Below are 18,561 nucleotides of genomic sequence, written 5' to 3' on the forward strand. Positions count from 1 at the left end.
GGAAGAGAGGCCGCAGGCATTGTACGTCCGTTTAATGTCACCATATTATAATCTGGACCAAAACCACGCACCGTCACTTTAGAACCTTCACCATTGCTGCGGTCAATTGAAACACCGGTAATGCGTTGCAGCGATTCAGCTAAATTAGTGTCTGGAAATTTACCAATGTCTTCTGCAGAAATGGCATCAACAACCCCAGAAGAGTAACGCTTAAGCTGAGTTGATTCTTTGATACTGCCTTTAAAACCGGTGACTTGAATCACTTCTAATTCACTTTGTTGTTCAACCTCGGCGGCAAACGTAGACATAGTGGTTGCGGCACCTAAAATCAAAGATAAGCTGGTGGCTAACTTTGTTTTCATTAAAATATGCTTGGACATTAGACTTCCCTCGTACTGTTATCATTATTATTTACTCGCCACAAAAATGCGGCGGTATCACTGTGTGTGGAAGCGCTTCCATAGCGGCTTGTATTAATTTCTGTGGAAGCGCTTCCAGAAAGGCTAGTGTAATTTTTATGTTGCGTCAACAACTGTGTTTAATTTATTGCAGCTAAAATGTATTAAATTTGTTTATTTGGATGTGGTGTTTATTGTTTTATATATAATTATCGGTCAATTATTTTTTATTTTCATCTTTGTAACTTTATTAGGTAAATGAGTGTTCGCATGGTTTTTATGCCCATAAATATGAAAACAACTGAACTTAAACGGGAGGCTAATTGAATGATGGAGTAGCAATTAGCATAAGTAAAAAGTACCTTATTGTTATTATCTAATTGCGGTTGGTATATTTATAACGTATTGTTTGTTATCAATTAACATGGAATATATCGTACTTCCCGAGATTAAGTAAGAGTCGTTATGTTGTTAACTCACGTCAGAAATACCCACATAAAAGAAATCATGTCATGGTTTTTAAATGAAGAAGAAGTTCATGCATGGGCTGGGCCTAATTTTAGATACCCGTACGATTTTAATTCTTTCAAAAAGGGTTTGAAACTTGATGAAATAAACTCATTTGTATTGCTTGCTGATGATAATACGCTAATGGCTTTTGGTCAGTTTTATTTACGTATTGGTCGTTGTCATCTAGGTAGGTTAGTGGTTAACCCTGAGTATCGTGGTGGTGGCATTGTAGCAACACTAATTACGCAGCTCAGTGAACTAGGTCAATTAACTTTAGCTACGCAAACATGTTCTTTATTTGTATTAGCTCATAACAAAAGTGCGATTAAAGCGTATAAAAAACTTGGCTTTGTGCTTGCTGATTACCCAGAGCCAATACCACTTGCTAATTGTTTGTATATGACAAAGACACCAGGCTAAGTTTAATCAGTGGTTATACTCAGTGGACTCAGTGCTTAAAAAATTACAATTCAGTTCGGTTACATAACACCGTTGGCAACATGGTCGGTTTGTTGATCACTAATAACCACTTGGTCTCGGCCTTTTGCTTTAGCGATATATAAGCGTTTATCGGCTTGATCTAACAGTGTTTTAATTGAAGCATTGGCATCATAACTACTGCTAATTCCCACACTTACTGATAAATTAATAGTGTTTCCTTTAAAACGTAAGCTATGCCCTCTAATTGCATCACAGAGTTTTTGAGCAGTTACCTGAGCTTGATTAAGAGATTGATCAGGGAGTAATAAAGCAAACTCTTCACCACCAATTCGCGCAGCAATATCGTTATCATTTAGCTGTGCCATGATATGTTGCGCGATCCATTTAATAGCGGTATCACCTGTGCTGTGACCATATTTATCATTAACACTTTTGAAGTAATCAATATCGATCATAACTATCGAAAATGATTGCTGATATGCAACGCCTTGTTTGAGGAGTTTTTCACCTTGCATAAAAAAACCACGTCGATTTAAGAGGCGGGTGAGCACATCGTGATTGACTAGTCGCTGAAGGTTTTCTTCAATATTTACAAATAATAAAAACGGCAATACCAAAGCTGTAGCAGTCGCTAGAATGACATGGCTTACTAAAATTATTTGTAGCCAAAGACTATAATCAGTTGCAGAATTACTATCCAAAGGAGCTAATAACATAAATGCTTGTATATACATGATCAAACAATGGCTAATAAAACAGCCGGACAAGATTTTTTGTTGCATTGGTGCTACGCATTTCATCTTATGAACTAAACATGCGCCGTAAATAAAGAGTGTTGCAATAACAATACTTGTCACCAATTGGCCTGCTGTAATAGCATAGATTGGTAGTAACACAATTGCACTGACAATCACTAAGGTTAAAAAGTGCCGGTTAGTATTTTTAGTGAGGTTAGTTACTTTCTGCAAACCAATAAGAGCGAGTATAGGACTAATTATGATGCACATATCAGCCAGATAGTGCGTAATAAAAGGGTTATCGAGCACTATTCGCAGGCATGCTAAAATTTGCGCGGCCACAAATACCATACACGACCCGCCTAAGTATAAATAACAGGGTTGTTTTTTATAATTATAAACGGTAAAAAAAAGCCGCCGATCAGGACATTCAAAAGTAATGATGTGCTCATCACAGTAGGTAAATGTAGCATTATGAATCTGCCTTGTTTAATCGAGCTGCTTTAGCCACTGTTGTTATAATTATTATGTATTAGTATTTAAATAGCAAGGTAGTATTAAATTGCTGCATTTATTGTAATAGGTTTGTAAGTGCACTGTCTAATTTTTTATAACGAAAGCAATAGTTGCTATCAAGTGCTTTAGTTGGTTGTACATATTGTCCGTAAAGCAGCAAATCTGCCATTTCACCCATTACTAATTTTAGTACCCATGCAGGCATAGTTATTTTTGCTGGTCGTTTTAATACCTTACCTAAACTTTGACTAAATTCGCTATTTGATACAGGTGTTGGAGCGGTCATATTAATTGCGCCGCTGAGTTGCACGTTATTGATAATATGTATAATTAAATTAATCATATCCTCGATATGTATCCATGACATGCCTTGCTGGCCATCAGCAATAGGACCACCTAGTGCTAATTTAAATGGTGGTAACATTTTGGCTAATGCACCACCATTGTTAGCTAAAACGATACCGGTACGTAATAAACATACTCGAGTATTGACTGATTCTGCTTGCAGGGCGGCTTGTTCCCAATCATGGCATAGTTGATGACTAAATTCAGGGGTCACATCAACAAAGCTTTCGTCAATTACGGTGGTTGATTGGCGACCGTAAAATCCGACCGCACTGCCTGATATAAAAGTATGCGGCGGTGTATCGCATTGGTTAATTGCAGCGCTAATTTGTTGAGTGAGCGAAATACGGCTGTCTCGCAGTATTTGTTTTTGTTTGTCGCTCCAGCGTTTATTTACGATGGGTTCACCGGCTAAATTAATAATGCAATCGAGATTATTAAAATCAACCTCTTCAAGGGAGTCAGTCGCATGAATATTCTCACCTAACAGTTTTGTCGCATTTGCAGGATTGCGGGTGAGTACTGTCAATTGATGTTCTTTGTTCAGCTCAGGGCACAAATGACGACCGATCAGGCCTGTTGCGCCAGTTATTAAGATATGCATAGCAGTATAAAACTCTTTTAGTAATTATTTATTGGTTATACGTAGGGTAGGCTGCTTTGATCACTTTGCAAATATTTCATTCTACAGACTTTTCACATACACTAGCTGCAGTTTATATTTTAAAGGATTGTAGTTTGGCTAGTTTAACTGGGGTAAACAAAAGTTTAGTTATCTTTGCAGCGTTGGTGGTTGCTTTAGCCGGTATTAAAGCGGCAAGTGTAATTGTCATTCCGTTTGTACTTGCAGCATTTATTGCCATTATTTGTAGTCCTTTATTAAGTTTTTTTGGTCGTTACAAAATACCTAAAGGCATCGCGATTATGTTAGTGATGTTGATGGTGGTTGGCTTAGGGGTTAGCCTTGCCAGCTTAGTCGGGCAATCATTGACTGACTTTTCACAGCATTTACCTGAATATAAAAGTAAGTTACAGGATGAGTTTATTTGGTTGGTTGATGTTGCTGCCAAGTACAATATTTTGCTCAATAAAGAGCAAGTCATATCAATGTTCGACCCGGGAAAAATGATTGATGTTGCCACCGGTATGCTGACTGGCTTAGGTGGTGTGATGGCAAATTTGTTCTTAATTATTTTAACTGTGGTATTTATGCTTTTTGAAGGGCCTATGCTTAGTCATAAAATTCATATGGCATTAGACGATCCTGATATGAAAATGCAGCAAATAGACCGTTTTTTAAATTCTATTAATTCTTATTTAGCGATCAAAACAGTGGTGAGTGTTGGTACTGGTGTATTAGCCGGGCTACTACTGTGGATCTTAAATGTTGACTACTTCGTGTTATGGGGAGTAATGGCATTTATGTTTAATTACATCCCTAATATTGGCTCTATTATTGCCGCTATCCCAGCTGTTTTATTAGCTTTGATCACACAAGGCCCATTGGTCGCAGGGATCGTAGGTGCAGGTTATTTAACTATTAATACCGTGATGGGTAATATAGTCGAACCAAAGTACATGGGCAAAGGTTTAGGGTTGTCGACCTTAGTGGTATTTTTATCATTGATCTTTTGGGGCTGGCTGATTGGCACTGTAGGTATGTTGTTATCGGTGCCACTGACGATGATTGTTAAAATTGCCCTAGAAACCAGTGATGAAGGACGTTGGTTAGCGACTCTTTTGGGTAATGGTGAAGAAATCGAGTCACCGTCTAAATAGCCACAGTAGTGGTTAGATAGGTTGTTTTAATAAAGTGATGTGCTGCTCTAACATACGCAATTCACAGCGTTTATATACAATAGCAGCTTGGGTGGCGTTAGGTACTTTGTGTAAATAACGCCATTTACAGCTGTCTTCCACGTATTTATCATGACTAATAATGCTACGTTTAAAGATTGGTAGCAACTGAGTATTACCGCTATCTTCTTGGATCTTATTTAAATCTAAAGTGATTTTATTTATCCAGGTTTGTTGAATGCGGGTTAAGCTTTCTATTTGTTTATCTAAACATTGAATATATTTTTTAGCTTCATCAGGTGTTGCTTGCTCAACGACAGTACATTGCTCTTCTGCTGCAAACGTTGTTGTACTCAGTGCTAAAAGTAGTGCTGAGATTGTTGTTAACCGACTATTTTTTATCATTATAGTTAAACTCTAAAATAAATTTCGCGCCGCCTAAGGTATCAGCATCTAAAATAGTCAGGGTACCGTGATACGACTTTACTAAATCTGACACAATCGCCATACCGACACCATGCCCGCTTTCGTAGGTGTCCAAGCGGGTACCTCGAGTAAGTAAGGATTCGCGTTTATCAATCGGCACACCGGGCCCATCATCACTAATAGCGATGGTGAGATTGCGTTTTTGAATGACTTGGATATCGACTTGTGAACGACAAGCTTTACAGGCGTTATCAATTAAGTTACCGAGTAGTTCGAGTAAATCAGTTTTGTCACCTAAAAAGTAATCTTTGTCTTTAACCGCATGGGTAAAAATAATATCTTTATCGCGGTAAACTTTACTCATTGCATTGAGGATTGAATCGAGCACCGGCTTAATGGCTGTTTGTTTTTTCCAAGTATCAGATGCACCTGTTGCAGCACGTTTTAATTGGTGTTCGATCATCACATTTATACGGTCAAGCTGCTCTTGGGCATCGGCATCGTTGGCAAGCGGGCTCGATTTTAATACTGCCAGTGGCGTTTTAAGCGCGTGAGCTAAGTCGCTTAAAGACGCACGATAGCGCTCTTTTTGGCGTTGCTGAGTTTCGAGTAGTAAATTTAAATCGGCTTTTATAGTTTGCAGCTCAACAGGATAAAGTCCTTTAATTTCTTGAATATCACCCGACTCAATGGCTTTTATTTCTTTATCCAAGCGTTGCAATGGCCGCGCGCTCCAGACAAAGCCCACAGCCATTAATGCTGCAATGGCTACACCCATGACGTACATCCAGTTTACAAGGGTTTGTTTAAAACCATCCATTAACCGCAGTAGAGCATCGTTGCGTTTTAATAAAATAAAGCGGGCATGCTCTGACTGGTCAATGTTATTTAAAATGACGGTGAGACTAAGTTGCCAATACACGGTATTTTTATATTCCACACGACGAAAATCGGCAGCGCCTGCTTTGGTTTCTAGTTCGTCAGGCACAAAGTTAACATTTACCGCCGACTCAGAGTGCCATACAGGCTGCTCTTCACGATAGATCATCGCATAAGTATCAGAATTTAAACGATTGAAATCAAGAGCTAAAATAGTGCCGGGCATGATAATGCCGCGCTCAGTAAAATCGACTTCTGAAATTAAAGAATATAAATGGGCTTCGAGGGTTTTTTCGGTGGCTTCGACTAATGAAGCGTAGTACACCTTACCAATAGAGAAGAATAGGATAGGTAAAGCGACTAATAAAACAAAGACAAGGATAAATCCTTGCCTTATTTTTAACGGTATTTGCGATGCTACCACTGACTTTTAAGCCTGTAACCGCGTCCGCGTAGTGTTTCTACTGGATTTAAAGTACCATCAGGGTCAAGCTTTTTACGTAAGCGCAGTACGAATACTTCGATTACATTTGAATCTAAATCAAAGTCTTGATCATATATGTGCTCTGTAAGCTCAGATTTAGAAATCACTTTTTGTGGATTAACCATTAAATACTCAAGCACTTTGTATTCGTATGCGGTGAGACTTAGTTCTCGGTCATCAACCCACACTTGTTGTGAGCGGGTATGAATTTTAATAGGCCCAGCAGTCATTTCAGGATTTGCTTTACCTGCGCTACGACGAATTAACGCATTACACCGCGCTATTAACTCTTCAACATGAAATGGTTTAGTTAAATAGTCATCAGCACCAGCATCAAGTCCTTCAACTTTATCTTGCCAACGGTCACGTGCTGTTAAAATCAGGATTGGAATGGTGACCCCTTGTGCACGGGCTTTATTGATCAGTTCAATACCATCGATTTTTGGTAAGCCTAAATCAACTACCGCCATATCAAGAGGATATTCTGTGATGTGAAATAAACCAGCTTCGCCATCATGACAGAGATCGACACTATAACGTTCTTTTTCTAATGCATTACGCAGATTGTCTGCTAAGTGTAAATCATCTTCAATTACTAAAATTCGCATTTCTTAATCCTTCTTCACTTCGCCGGTCTTTTTATTGACATGAACGTCGACGACATGGCCGTCCGATTTTAATATTCTTACAGTATAAATATCGTTAAGTACGGTAATTTTAAGAGTTTTACCATCTTCGACTTTTTTAGCAAGCTCAACAGCTTGTTTTTTATTGATCTCAGCTTTATTGACTTGAGATGCAGCTTGGCTACTAGTCGAAAAAACACTCGAAAATAGCACAGTGATGGCGACGCTGAGAGCTAACACAGTACGCATGATGAGAAACTCCTAAACCAGACCTGAATAGTTTAATGAACCAAGTAGCTATAATTCAAGTGAAAAATCACTAAATCTGATGATTCAATGCAACAGAGTTTAATTAACATCCGGTGAACAAACACTGAATTGTGGTGATTTGGCTCTAAGTCTTATAGCCATTGCATTAAATTCTGGTTCATTTAAACAGTGTAATCCAGTTTGGTTGTTGGTTTTACTTAGCCAGGAAAAACTTTCTTAAACGGTTTAACTTGTGAGTTTTCATATACGCCACCGTTTACGTAAGGATCTGCTGCAGCCCATTCGCGAGCCGCTTCTAATGAGCTAAATTCTGCAATCACTAAAGAGCCAGTAAAACCAGCGTCAGCTGGCTCGGCGCTATCAATGGCAGGTAATGGACCTGCTGTCAGTAATCGGCCTTGCTCCTCTAATTCATGCAAGCGTGCTAAATGAGCAGGGCGTGCGGCTTTTCTTAATTCTAAGCTATTTTCAACATCAGTTGAGTAAATCATATACAACATGGTGTGTTCTCTGGATTTCAATATTATTGGAATTATGCTGATATTAGCACAGCAAAATTAATAGGCGAATAAATTGCGATTAGTTTAGAGTCTTACTAAAGCGCGAAAGCTTTACGCAGTTTTTAGTTAACTTTCGAGGCTATAAACTGATGCTGCGATTTAATCACTGTTAGCTTGAACAAATTTTAATCTTAAAAGAACAACAACCTCTAAGGTTTACAGTATCATTATATTTTTAAGTGGAATCTGCTTGAAAAGCCCAGCACAACACTGGTAGAGTCGCTTGAATGGTACAAAATAATAATAAGGTTTTTAAATGAGCGATACTCGTGAGCATTTTAGCTCCCGCCTCGGATTTATATTAGCAGCTGCTGGCTCTGCGGTCGGTATTGGTAACTTGGTTGGTTTTCCAGTCTCAGCAACAAAAAATGGTGGTGGTGCATTTTTGCTCGTTTACGCGCTATTTGTTGTGTTTATTTGTTTGCCGGTAATGATGGCAGAGATGGCAATGGGACGCCAAGCACAAAAAGATCCACTAGGCTCTTACAAGTTATTATCAGGTAATGATGCTAAGTGGAGTTTTGCTGGCTTTTTAGCAGTATTAACCCCGTTTATGATTGCAGTGTTTTACATGGTTATTACAGTCTGGATTTTTGGTTACTTAAGCCAAGTTGCGGTTGGGAACTTAGATGTGTTGGCTGATCCAAAAAGCTTTGGGGTGTTTATTAATAGTTCCAGCGTGTTTGCGTATATGGCAGCCGTGGCATTAATTGTTAATTTGATTTTAGTCGGTGGTGTTAAGCAAGGGATTGAAAAAGCAGCTAAGTTTTTAATGCCCGCATTGTTCGTATTGCTAATCGCATTAGTGGCGTATGTATTGACGCTAGACAATGCTATGGCTGGCGTTAAGTACTATATTATCCCTGATTTTTCTAAGATGAATGCCAGTGTCTTGAATGGTGCATTAGCGCAAGCGTTTTTCTCATTGTCGTTGGGTATGGGTATATTGATGACTTACGCTTCATATATCTCGAAAAAGGATGACATTGTTGGCAGTGCTAAAATGGTTGCACTGACTGATTCACTGGTGGCGTTTATTGCCGGTCTTATGGTGCTACCAGCTATCTTTAGTTTTAACCCAGATACTGATCCTACTAAATTGTCTGACTCATCTGTGTCGATGATTTTTGAGTTTTTACCAAAGATTTTACTCGCGCTACAAACTGATATTGGCTATGTTGGTGCATCAATTGTTGCGTTTGTGTTTTTCTTGCTGGTATTTTTTGCTGCAATTACCTCGTTGGTATCCATCGTTGAGGTGCCAACAGCTACGCTAAGTGACCGTAAAGGCATAAGTCGTAAAATGGCGTTACTGATATTAACTGGTAGCATCGGTGTACTGACAGTGTTATGTACTATGTCGTTTGGTATGGTTGAAGGGTTAACTTCATTTACTAACTATGGTGGAGCGTCTAAAAGCTTATTTGATATTGTGTATGATGTATTTTACGACACTATCTTGCCATTGAATGGTTTAATGGTATGTTTATTCGTGATGTATCGCTGGAAAAAAGTACGTTTAAGTGAAGAGCTAAGCCAAGGTTGTCCAGGCTATGCAGGTAGCTTTACTGAAAAATACGTTAATTTTTCGCTATCAACCTTTATTCCGGTAATTTTAGTAGTTATATTTATTAATACCGTAGCGACTAAGTTTTTTGCTATGAGCATTTTCGGTTTTTAATTAATACAACTAATTGAGCTTCCCATAATTAAGCCGTGTTAAGTATCATTAGCACGGCTTTTTCAGTTAAGAGATTGTTGCCGAATCTAAGTACTGACCTATTCCTAATGTAAACATCCACAGTCCCCATAAGCTGTGTTCGATAACGCAGACAAACGTGGAGCGGCTTTGAGCATAGGTAAATGCAAATAATAACCCGCCTATAAATGCCAGTAGTACTGCCACCCAATTAGCATAAACAATATGCGCTAAAGCAAATACTGTGGCGCTAACAATTATGCGCACCGTTTTTTTTGGCATGATGCGTTTATAACGATGAAAAAAATAAGTTCGAAATATCAACTCTTGCGGCATGACTGACAATAATGGATAGAACGCGAGTAACATTAACCAGTCATTAAATGAGTTTCGAGGCAGCATAAACCAATTACCTTGATTAATGATCCCGTAAAAAACCCCTGAAAACAGTGCGCCGATAAAAAAGAAACTAAACAGTCGGCGTTTCACTGCGGAAAATTGACCAAGGCTGGTAAGTCTAAAGCGTTTAAAGTGGGGATCGCCTAGCAGCAGCATACCGCAGACACTCATTAACACGATTAACGCGGGGATCAGCCAATTAGCAAGGTAGGCACGAAGGTAAAAACCCAGCAAAGGAAGGCATACAAATATAAGGGTAAATTCAAACCAGCGGTATTGATTGGCGTTCAAGGTCGTCTCAGCGTGATTTTGTATATTAGGCTAACAAGCTAAGACGACATATTTATGACATTAAGAGCGCTTTTTATCGTCTACTTTTGGCTCATCTTCATCGGGTAAATATTTATACAACATGATGATAGTGGCAAAAAGACTGACAAACGTGATCCCCATTAAGCCAAACACTTTAAAGTTAACCCAAAAATCGAGAGAAAAGTTATAAGCGATATAAATATTTAACGCTGATATTCCCGCTGTGATCGCTATCCACAATATGTTGAGTTTATCCCAAAGCGACTCAGGTACGGTAATTTCTTGCTCAGAGTCTGATGCATTATTTAAAATGGCACTGAGTGCTTGTTTAACTAAATTTTTACCAAGAAAGTAGCGACTGCTCAATAAGCTTAATGAGAGCACAGCGTAGATGATAGTGGCTTTCCACTTTACAAATTGTTCATCATGAAACACCAGTGTAAGAGTGCCTAAAATCACGGCAATGGCAAAAAACAACCACTGGCGTGTAGGTACTTTGCCTATTTTAAAATAAGAATAAGCGACCTGCAGAAAAGTGGTGCCCATTAATAATGCCGTTGCCCAGTAAATATCAACTAACTTGAATACCGCAAAAAATAAAATTAGCGGAATAAACTCGATTATTGCATGCATAGAATGCCCAAAAAAATAAAACCAAAGAATAGTTGCAGAGGTTGTATCAACTTATTGTGTTGTTTACAAGGTTGACTTAGTAGTTACTAACCCTTAGCCTGCGTGCCTTTGTATTCAATCATTACCAAAATCTGCTGAACAGTGACTGAGTAAGCGGTATTTTTAGGAGCATTTTATGAATAAAGCACAACTGATTAGTGCAATGTCTGCACACAGTGAATTAACTAAAAAAGATTCTCAAGCGGCTTTATCAAGCATGCTTGCAGCCATCACTAAATCATTATCAGAAGGTGATCAAGTGCAAGTAAATGGCTTTGGCACGTTTGCGTTAAGTTATTATCCCGCACGTACAGGACGCAACCCACAAACGGGAGAGGCAATAGACATTGAAGGCGCTAACAAGCCTGTATTTAAAGCAGCAAAAGCGTTGAAAGAGAGTCTTTAACGCGTTTGATTACCAGAAAAGGGCCGCAACAGGCCCTTTTCTTATTTTCGAAGTATGAATTTACAGCGCAGTTGCAGCTTTCATGCTCGCTACGAACTCTTGTAAACCACTGAGCATAGCTTGAGGGGTATCGAGATTCGCTTCAATAATTTTCACTACCGCCGAGCCAGATATAGCACCCGCTGCACCGGCATTAAGTGCTGCTTTTACATCATCAGGGGTTGAAATCCCAAAACCTAATAACGCAGGGGCGCTGTGGTATTCTTTTAGTTTAGTGACAATTGATGTCGCCGGCATTTGTGCTTTAGTTTCTGTGCCTGTTACACCCGCACGAGATAGTAAATAAGTATAACCACGGCCATAAGAGGCACATTCGCGTAAAGTGTCATCAGGTGCGTTAGGCGTGGCTATAAAAATGGGGTCAATGCCATTACTCATTGCCGCTTTGCGAAACATTTTAGATTCATGAAGCGGCACATCTGCAACTAGAATTGAGTCAACGCCAACTGCTTTGGCATCTTGGTAAAAAGCCTCTAAACCGCGTTTAAACACTAAGTTCGAATACAACAATAAACCAATTGGGATATCAGCATTGTACTGGCGTACTTGCTTGATGATATCAAAGCAATCTTGGGTATTTATATTTACTTTAAGAGCGCGAATATTGGCAGCTTGAATAACTGGGCCATCTGCTATTGGGTCTGAAAATGGAATACCCAGCTCTAAGCCATCAGCGCCGCCATCAATTAAGCTTTTGATTATTTCAACACTCAGTTCTTTATTTGGATCGCCAATTGTAACAAACGGCACAAATGCACCTTGATTTAGCTCGCTTAAACGGGCGAACATTTTACCGTAGCGGTCTGTTTTTTGAATTGCTGTCTGGCTCATAACTGATCCCCTTTAGAAAGTACATCCATAACGTGTGATAAGTCTTTGTCGCCGCGACCACTTAGATTCACTACTAAAATTGACTCTTCAGTTTGCTGCTCTGCATACTTCAGTGCGTAAGCTAGTGCATGACTTGATTCGAGCGCAGGAATAATCCCTTCGTTTTTAGCCAGTAATTGGAATGCTTCTAATGCTTCGGTATCTGTAATACCCACATATTGCGCACGGCCAGTTTCATGTAAAAACGCATGTTGTGGGCCAACAGCTGGGTAATCAAGACCCGCTGAGACAGAATATGATTCCTCAATCTGGCCATCATCATTTTGCATTATATAGGTATAAGTACCGTGCAAAATACCTTTGGTTCCTTTACAGATTGTTGCACCGTGCTCGTGGGTATCAAGCCCTTTGCCAGCGGGCTCTACGCCAATGAGTTTTACACTTGGCTCGTCAATAAAATCTGTAAACATACCAATGGCGTTAGAGCCACCGCCTACACAAGCAAGCACCGCATCAGGGAGGCGACCTTCAGCTTTTAATACTTGTTGTTTCGCTTCTTCACCAATCACTTTTTGGAACTCACGAACGATGGTAGGGAATGGGTGAGGACCTGCAGCAGTACCAAGTAAGTAATGCGCTTCTTTATAATTTGCTGACCAATCACGAAGCGCTTCGTTTACGGCATCTTTTAATGTGCCAGAGCCTGCAGTAACCGGGATCACTTCAGCGCCCATTAGTTTCATTCTAAATACGTTTGGTTGTTGGCGTGCCACGTCTTTAGCGCCCATATAAATACGGCATTTTAAACCAAGTAATGCACACGCAAGCGCCGTTGCAACGCCGTGTTGGCCTGCGCCTGTTTCAGCAATAACTTGTTTTTTACCCATGCGTTGAGTTAATAGTGCTTGGCCTAACACCTGATTCGTTTTGTGCGCGCCACCGTGCAGTAAATCTTCACGCTTTAAGTATAATTTTACTTTTGGGTTTTTAATTAAGTTACGCGTTAATGTCAGCGGCGTAGGACGGCCAGCATATTCATTAAGTAACTTTTCCAGTTCAGCTTGAAAAGCCGGATCTGTTTGCGATTTATTAAATTCGTTTTCGAGTTGTTTAAGTGCTGGTACTAGCAATTCTGGGACAAACATGCCGCCAAATTCGCCGAAATAAGCTGGATTATTCATATTGACCTCAATATTTACGGATGCTAATAAATGCATCATTTAATTTGTTTGGGCATTTTTTACCGGCGCTTTGCTCAACCCCTGAATTTAGGTCGAGTCCATGCGCACCTTGATATAATGCACCTTGAATATTTTCTGGGTTTAAGCCACCAGCAAGCATAAATGGCTGCTTAGTCTCTTTGAGTATTGCCCAATCAAAGGTCTTACCGGTACCGCCAGCTTGTGTATCGCTGTGAGTATCGTATAAGTGGCGATCAACGCCATTGACAGGTGCTGGCAAGCTATCCTTCACAGCTTGCGCCTTCCAAATCTGGCAATTACTTGGTAGCAAAGGACGCAGTTCGTTTATATAGACTGCGTCTTCTTGGCCATGTAATTGCACTGCTGCAAGCTTTAAGCTCTGAGCATGATTGACAACGTCTGCGATTGTTGCGTTTACAAATACGCCTACATAGGCAAGCGGGGCACTTTGCATAACTTGTTTTGCACAATCTAAATCAACAAATCGAGGGGATTTAGGTGCAAAAATTAGCCCCCCATAAACGGCACCACTTTCATAAGCGGCAATGGCATCTTGGCTACGGGTTAAGCCACAAACTTTGTTTTCACCTAAAATTACGCTTCGACAAGCGCGCTCTAAATCACGCTCAGCCATCAGTGAACTACCGATTAAAAAGCCATTACACAACGGGGCCAAGCGTTTTACATCTTGGTGTGTGTAAATACCTGATTCTGAAATAACCACTTTGTTATCAGGAATAAGCTTTCTTAGTGCCTCTGTGGTAGCTAAGTTTGTGCTCAAATCACGTAAATCACGGTTATTAATACCAATAATTTGCGCATTGAGTGCAAGAGCTCTATGTACTTCAGCTTCGTTACTCACTTCGGTGAGGATTGCCATGTTTAGGCTTTTTGCAACTTTTTCAAGCGATTGATATTGCGTATCATCGAGTACTGACAACATTAATAAAATAGCATCGCCGCCATAAATACGGGCCAAATAAATTTGGTATTCATCAATAAAGAAATCTTTACAGATCAATGGTTGCTCTACTTGACTGCGCACAAATTCGAGATAATCAAAACTACCCTGAAAATATTTTTCATCGGTTAACACACTGATGCAGCTAGCGTAGTTTTTATAAACACGGGTGATCTCGGCTAAATCAAACGGCTCTCGAATAAGGCCTTTTGATGGCGAGGCCTTTTTGCATTCCAAAATAAACTGAGTGCCAGGCGCTGAAAGGGCTTTATAAAAATCACGATTTGTGGGTATTGCTTGATGCTTAAAGCTCTCAAGAGGGCGCTTGGATTTGCGTTCGATGAGCTCTATTTTTTTATCTGTAACTATTTTGTCTAATACATTAGCCATTACTAACCTCGGAGTTTGCGTATTCTTTATTACTGCTTATGACAATGGCATTTAAGGTATTCAATGCACGGCCGCTTTGTAAAATCTCTTTAACTTGCATCGCGGCACTTTTAAAATCGTCGGCTTTATTGGTTAAATAAAGCAACGCAGCAACGTTAACAATAATGGCCGCATTGTGCGCGTCGGTGCCGTTACCAGCTAAAATAGCCATGCTAGCCTTGGCGTTATATTCTGGCCCTTCACCGGCAAGTTGTTCAAGTGAATAGTTTGCAAGACCAAAATCAGCAGGGGTAAGTGTGTACTGGCTGATTTTTCCGTTGTTAAGCTCTGCGACGGTCGTTTCACCGTGCAAGGCTATTTCATCGGTACCCGAGCCATGAACGACCATTGCGCGCGGTGTACCTAACGTTTTTAAGGTGTGTGCCATCGCTAAGCATAAACTTTCATCATATACCCCCAATAATTGCACATCCGGTGCTGCTGGATTTGCCAATGGCCCTAAAATATTAAAAATAGTACGGGTTTTTAAGGTCGTTCGCACACCCATAGCATGGCGTACGCCGCTGTGATAATGCGGAGCAAACAAAAACGTAAAGCCGGTTTGCTCTAAACACTGCGCCGCGTGTGCTGGTTTCATGTCTATATTGATGCCCAATGCTTTGAGTAAATCAGCGGAGCCGGAGTTGCTCGAAACACTGCGATTACCGTGTTTGACCATATTTATACCGCAAGCTGCAGCAACGATGGCGGCGGTGGTGCTAATATTAATAGTGTTTGAGCCATCGCCGCCAGTGCCACAACTATCGACAAGGTTTGTTAAGTGAGTAATAAAAGGTATCGCATTAGCACGCATCGATGCGGCAGCTCCTGCGATTTCGTCGCTTACTTCACCTTTTATTTTCAGTGCCACTAAGATGGCTGCTAGTTCGATGTCATTTACTTTGCCTTGCATAATGGCATCAAATAACTGTTGGCTTTGACTAAAGCTTAATGATGTTTGCGTTAATAACACATCAATCATTGAGCCAATGCTCGCCTCACTGGCTGATTGTTGGTTTACTGACATACTATCCTCTACTGCTGTGCACTGGCTAAAAATTGCATACTTTGTTGAAGTAGCGCGGCGCCATTGGGCGTCAAAATAGACTCAGGATGAAATTGATAGCCAAGGGCTTTATCGTCACGATGATAAATTGCCATCGGTATTGACTCATAGTGGGCTATCACTGCAACACTGTCGGGTACTTTCGTGGCCATCAGTGAATGATAACGTGCCACAGGCATACGTTCACCCATACCTGCAAATACTGGGTGCTCACCAAGCTCTATGATTGATGATTTACCATGTACGGTTTCTCCAGCATGGCCAATAATACCGCCATAACTTTGTGTTAGTGCTTGTTGACCAAGGCAAATCCCCAACATTGGAAAACGGCCTTTGCATAGTTCAATCAATGCCATTAAACAGCCCGCCGCAGTGGGGGTGCCTGGGCCCGGCGACAGTACTAAAATCACTGGTTTAGTTTCCGCACACATTTTGTCATAAATCACCTGCGCGTCTATGTTGTTACGATATACCACTAAATCGCTGCCTAACATAGAAAGTTCATCGACTAAGTTATAACTAAATGAATCAAAATTATCTAAAAAGTAGATTTTTAAGTCCGTTAAGTTGTTGATGTTTTCACTCATTTTAGTGTCCTTGGTACGTCGATTGAATGGCTGTAATAACCGCTTGTGCTTTAGCACGAGTCTCATTAGCTTCAGATTGAGGGTCTGAGTCAAACACAACTCCGGCACCGGCTTGTACATACGCGGTATTATTTTTAACAAAAGCCGAGCGAATAACAATGCAACTGTCCATGGCGCCGTCACCGGTTAAATAACCTACCGCACCACCGTAACTACCACGGCGCTTACCTTCAGTTTGCCTTACCAACTCTGCCGCGCTGACTTTAGGCGCACCAACTAAAGTGCCCATGTTCATACAGGCTTGGTAAGCGTGTAGGGCATCCAGCTGAGGTTTTAATGTGCCAACAACGCGTGACACTAAATGCATTACTTGCGAATAACGGTCGACCTTTAATAGCTCTTTTGCGTGGCGAGTTCCCGGGACACTGATACGAGCTACGTCATTTCGTGCTAAATCAACCAACATTAAATGCTCAGCACGCTCTTTTTGGTCGTTGCGCAGTTCCAGTTCAATACGACTGTCTAAATCTGGATTAATTTGGCCATTAGCAAACTTTCCTCGCGGGCGAGTTCCTGCAATTGGATATACTTCAACTTGTTGTGATGTAGCGCAAAACTTTAAAGCTGACTCAGGAGAGGCACCAAATAACGCAAATTCACTGTCGCGCATATAAAACATGTACGGGCTTGGATTTTGTTTTTTTAGTTGGCTGTAGGCATGTAGTGGGTTGGCGCAAGCTAACGAGAAGGTACGCGATGGCACAACTTGAAAAATATCGCCATCGACAATGTGTTTTTTCAAACTATTGACCTGTTGGCAATAGAGCTCGTCACTAATATCAACACTGACGTCACTGATGCCAGCACTTTGCTGCGCACTATAGCTATCGGCTTGGTCGCATAAGGTATTTAAACGTTCGAGCTTTTTACCCACTTCAAAACAGTTTGCATGCACATCAGGGCCATTAAAAACGTTACCAATCAGCTCAGTGGTTTTAGCTTGGTGATCAATTACCACTAAGGTTTCAGCTAAATAAAATACGTAATCAGGACAGCTATTTTCTCCATCTGGTACATCACTCAGTTGTTCAAAGTTGGCTACCATGTCGTAAGCAAACACACCGCCTAAAAATAACGAAAATGGATTGTTTGTGGTGCTGCTGATACTATTTATACAACAGCGCAAGGCACTAAAAGCATTATCGGCAATCAGCTTTGAGGCTTCATCAATATTATGATCGATACCTTGATATTCGATGCTGAGAGTTTGCTTGTTTAATTGAGTATGGCAGTTTTCTAATTTAGTTTGTAAATAAGGCAGTAATTGCTGACCATTATTAGATTGCGCCGTTACTGTGACTGTTTTACCTGTGCAGATTATTTTTAGTGCACAATCTACCAAAATTAAACTTTTGACACTGTCTTTAGAATCAATTTCTGCTGACTCTAACAGTAATGAATTATCTTTATCAAGCAATCCATATAGTGCCAATGGGCTATGTATATATTCTCGCACTTCGGTGATGCTAGTAACTTCACCTGGCGTTGTTGTTATATGACTAAAAATCAAACCTCATTCCCTCAAAAAAATAAAACCCCGCAAGCTAAGCTATGCGGGGTTTGAATAACGATACCTATGTTTCAGATAGACCATTACCGTCCCGCTATACCAGGCGCCACCACCAATGATGTGTAAGAGTTGCTACGTTATTCATGTTTGTTACCCTAAAATTTAAATATAAAAAAACCCGCAATAAGCGGGTTTAGAATGTGTTAGACACGACAATTCGTCACCCGATAATTTACGAGTGCCACCACCAGATAGTGTTTTGGATTGAATTGATCATTGTTGTAGTTCTATTTGTGTCTCAAGTGACTACAGTAAACCGTATCAACGGCGTTAGTGTCAAGTATTTATTTAAAACAATTTATTAAAAAATTTTGTTAT

20 protein-coding genes are annotated in these 18,561 nt (G+C 40.3%); 4 read left to right on the forward strand and 16 right to left on the reverse strand.

From position 1 onward, the window contains the following. Positions 1–380: TonB-dependent receptor plug domain-containing protein (locus H5232_RS00005; protein ID WP_182830420.1), on the reverse strand; the 380-nt coding region annotated here is incomplete at its 3' end. A 483-nt stretch (positions 381–863) separates the two neighbouring features. Between H5232_RS00005 and H5232_RS00010 the strand changes: the two genes are divergently transcribed. Further along, positions 864–1,328, forward strand: coding sequence for an N-acetyltransferase (locus H5232_RS00010; RefSeq protein ID WP_259398525.1), 465 nt, complete (start codon positions 864–866; stop codon positions 1,326–1,328). A 59-nt stretch (positions 1,329–1,387) separates the two neighbouring features. On the opposite strand, the gene H5232_RS00015 is transcribed toward H5232_RS00010, so the two are convergent. Together H5232_RS00015 and H5232_RS00020 are read right to left on the reverse strand one after the other, a co-directional pair. Continuing rightward, the gene (locus tag H5232_RS00015; protein ID WP_182830421.1) at positions 1,388–2,437 is read right to left on the reverse strand and encodes a GGDEF domain-containing protein; all 1,050 of its coding nucleotides are present in this window, start codon (positions 2,435–2,437) and stop codon (positions 1,388–1,390) included. A gap of 220 nt (positions 2,438–2,657) precedes the next feature. After that, complete coding sequence (locus H5232_RS00020) at positions 2,658–3,551, reverse strand: TIGR01777 family oxidoreductase (protein WP_182830422.1); 894 nt, start codon at positions 3,549–3,551, stop codon at positions 2,658–2,660. A gap of 134 nt (positions 3,552–3,685) precedes the next feature. Between H5232_RS00020 and H5232_RS00025 the strand changes: the two genes are divergently transcribed. Next, positions 3,686–4,726: an AI-2E family transporter gene (locus H5232_RS00025; protein ID WP_149980992.1), complete on the forward strand. Its 1,041-nt coding sequence runs from the start codon at positions 3,686–3,688 to the stop codon at positions 4,724–4,726. A 12-nt stretch (positions 4,727–4,738) separates the two neighbouring features. Here H5232_RS00025 and H5232_RS00030 read toward each other — a convergent pair whose 3' ends face one another. From H5232_RS00030 to H5232_RS00050, 5 genes are all read right to left on the reverse strand, one after another. Further along, positions 4,739–5,149: a hypothetical protein gene (locus tag H5232_RS00030; protein WP_182718900.1), complete on the reverse strand. Its 411-nt coding sequence runs from the start codon at positions 5,147–5,149 to the stop codon at positions 4,739–4,741. Continuing rightward, positions 5,136–6,473 (reverse strand): ATP-binding protein, encoded by a 1,338-nt coding sequence (locus tag H5232_RS00035; RefSeq protein WP_182830423.1) that lies wholly within the window; start codon positions 6,471–6,473, stop codon positions 5,136–5,138. The genes H5232_RS00030 and H5232_RS00035 overlap by 14 nt, the downstream gene beginning before the upstream one ends. After that, positions 6,467–7,141, reverse strand: coding sequence for a response regulator transcription factor (locus tag H5232_RS00040; protein ID WP_058558569.1), 675 nt, complete (start codon positions 7,139–7,141; stop codon positions 6,467–6,469). The genes H5232_RS00035 and H5232_RS00040 overlap by 7 nt, the downstream gene beginning before the upstream one ends. A 3-nt stretch (positions 7,142–7,144) precedes the next feature. Then, positions 7,145–7,408 carry a PepSY domain-containing protein gene (locus H5232_RS00045; protein ID WP_145233630.1) on the reverse strand — a complete coding sequence of 88 codons (264 nt, stop codon included), beginning with the start codon at positions 7,406–7,408 and terminating at the stop codon, positions 7,145–7,147. Positions 7,409–7,626: 218 nt separating this feature from the next. Further along, positions 7,627–7,929, reverse strand: coding sequence for a YciI family protein (locus H5232_RS00050; protein ID WP_182830424.1), 303 nt, complete (start codon positions 7,927–7,929; stop codon positions 7,627–7,629). 316 nt (positions 7,930–8,245) lie between these two features. Here H5232_RS00050 and H5232_RS00055 point away from each other — a divergent pair, with 316 nt between their 5' ends. Continuing rightward, entirely contained in the window at positions 8,246–9,670 is a 1,425-nt protein-coding gene (locus H5232_RS00055) for a sodium-dependent transporter (RefSeq protein ID WP_182718902.1), read from the forward strand. A 66-nt stretch (positions 9,671–9,736) separates the two neighbouring features. Here H5232_RS00055 and H5232_RS00060 read toward each other — a convergent pair whose 3' ends face one another. After that, on the reverse strand, positions 9,737–10,378 hold the full coding sequence (locus H5232_RS00060) for a CPBP family intramembrane glutamic endopeptidase (protein WP_182785062.1): 642 nt from the start codon (positions 10,376–10,378) through the stop codon (positions 9,737–9,739). Positions 10,379–10,438: 60 nt separating this feature from the next. Further along, positions 10,439–11,032: an inner membrane-spanning protein YciB gene (locus H5232_RS00065; protein WP_182785061.1), complete on the reverse strand. Its 594-nt coding sequence runs from the start codon at positions 11,030–11,032 to the stop codon at positions 10,439–10,441. A gap of 175 nt (positions 11,033–11,207) precedes the next feature. On the opposite strand from H5232_RS00065, the gene H5232_RS00070 reads away from it, so the two are divergent. Then, the gene (locus H5232_RS00070) at positions 11,208–11,477 is read left to right on the forward strand and encodes an HU family DNA-binding protein (RefSeq protein WP_145233641.1); all 270 of its coding nucleotides are present in this window, start codon (positions 11,208–11,210) and stop codon (positions 11,475–11,477) included. Positions 11,478–11,537: 60 nt separating this feature from the next. Here H5232_RS00070 and trpA read toward each other — a convergent pair whose 3' ends face one another. The 6 genes from trpA to H5232_RS00100 are packed head-to-tail and all read right to left on the reverse strand — an operon-like array spanning position 11,538 to position 18,183. Beyond that, positions 11,538–12,368 carry a tryptophan synthase subunit alpha gene (gene trpA / locus H5232_RS00075; protein ID WP_182731444.1) on the reverse strand — a complete coding sequence of 277 codons (831 nt, stop codon included), beginning with the start codon at positions 12,366–12,368 and terminating at the stop codon, positions 11,538–11,540. After that, positions 12,365–13,549 (reverse strand): tryptophan synthase subunit beta, encoded by a 1,185-nt coding sequence (trpB, locus tag H5232_RS00080; protein WP_145233645.1) that lies wholly within the window; start codon positions 13,547–13,549, stop codon positions 12,365–12,367. Before trpB ends, trpA begins: the two co-directional genes overlap by 4 nt. A 7-nt stretch (positions 13,550–13,556) precedes the next feature. Next, positions 13,557–14,921 (reverse strand): bifunctional indole-3-glycerol-phosphate synthase TrpC/phosphoribosylanthranilate isomerase TrpF, encoded by a 1,365-nt coding sequence (gene trpCF / locus H5232_RS00085; RefSeq protein ID WP_182718903.1) that lies wholly within the window; start codon positions 14,919–14,921, stop codon positions 13,557–13,559. Next, positions 14,914–15,942 carry an anthranilate phosphoribosyltransferase gene (trpD, locus tag H5232_RS00090; RefSeq protein ID WP_259398526.1) on the reverse strand — a complete coding sequence of 343 codons (1,029 nt, stop codon included), beginning with the start codon at positions 15,940–15,942 and terminating at the stop codon, positions 14,914–14,916. The genes trpCF and trpD overlap by 8 nt, the downstream gene beginning before the upstream one ends. Positions 15,943–15,995: 53 nt before the next feature. Further along, a complete protein-coding gene (locus H5232_RS00095; RefSeq protein ID WP_182718905.1) occupies positions 15,996–16,613 on the reverse strand; it encodes an aminodeoxychorismate/anthranilate synthase component II in 618 nt (205 codons plus the stop codon). 1 nt (position 16,614) lies between these two features. Next, positions 16,615–18,183 (reverse strand): anthranilate synthase component 1, encoded by a 1,569-nt coding sequence (locus H5232_RS00100; protein ID WP_145233651.1) that lies wholly within the window; start codon positions 18,181–18,183, stop codon positions 16,615–16,617. Positions 18,184–18,561: the final 378 nt, after the last annotated feature.

It is taken from the genome of Pseudoalteromonas sp. SG41-5, assembly GCF_014164495.1.
In the GTDB taxonomy this organism is placed as follows: Bacteria; Pseudomonadota; Gammaproteobacteria; order Enterobacterales; family Alteromonadaceae; genus Pseudoalteromonas; species Pseudoalteromonas rhizosphaerae.

Bases quoted from the DNA above. Each gene is read 5' to 3' on its own strand.
- H5232_RS00010 (WP_259398525.1), top strand. From the start codon at position 864: ATGTTGTTAACTCACGTCAGAAATACCCACATAAAAGAAATCATGTCA.
- H5232_RS00015 (WP_182830421.1), bottom strand. From the start codon at position 2,437: ATGGTATTTGTGGCCGCGCAAATTTTAGCATGCCTGCGAATAGTGCTC.
- H5232_RS00020 (WP_182830422.1), bottom strand. From the start codon at position 3,551: ATGCATATCTTAATAACTGGCGCAACAGGCCTGATCGGTCGTCATTTG.
- H5232_RS00030 (WP_182718900.1), bottom strand. From the start codon at position 5,149: ATGATAAAAAATAGTCGGTTAACAACAATCTCAGCACTACTTTTAGCA.
- H5232_RS00040 (WP_058558569.1), bottom strand. From the start codon at position 7,141: ATGCGAATTTTAGTAATTGAAGATGATTTACACTTAGCAGACAATCTG.
- H5232_RS00045 (WP_145233630.1), bottom strand. From the start codon at position 7,408: ATGCGTACTGTGTTAGCTCTCAGCGTCGCCATCACTGTGCTATTTTCG.
- H5232_RS00050 (WP_182830424.1), bottom strand. From the start codon at position 7,929: ATGTTGTATATGATTTACTCAACTGATGTTGAAAATAGCTTAGAATTA.
- H5232_RS00055 (WP_182718902.1), top strand. From the start codon at position 8,246: ATGAGCGATACTCGTGAGCATTTTAGCTCCCGCCTCGGATTTATATTA.
- H5232_RS00065 (WP_182785061.1), bottom strand. From the start codon at position 11,032: ATGCATGCAATAATCGAGTTTATTCCGCTAATTTTATTTTTTGCGGTA.
- H5232_RS00070 (WP_145233641.1), top strand. From the start codon at position 11,208: ATGAATAAAGCACAACTGATTAGTGCAATGTCTGCACACAGTGAATTA.
- trpA (WP_182731444.1), bottom strand. From the start codon at position 12,368: ATGAGCCAGACAGCAATTCAAAAAACAGACCGCTACGGTAAAATGTTC.
- trpB (WP_145233645.1), bottom strand. From the start codon at position 13,549: ATGAATAATCCAGCTTATTTCGGCGAATTTGGCGGCATGTTTGTCCCA.
- trpCF (WP_182718903.1), bottom strand. From the start codon at position 14,921: ATGGCTAATGTATTAGACAAAATAGTTACAGATAAAAAAATAGAGCTC.
- trpD (WP_259398526.1), bottom strand. From the start codon at position 15,942: ATGATTGATGTGTTATTAACGCAAACATCATTAAGCTTTAGTCAAAGC.
- H5232_RS00095 (WP_182718905.1), bottom strand. From the start codon at position 16,613: ATGAGTGAAAACATCAACAACTTAACGGACTTAAAAATCTACTTTTTA.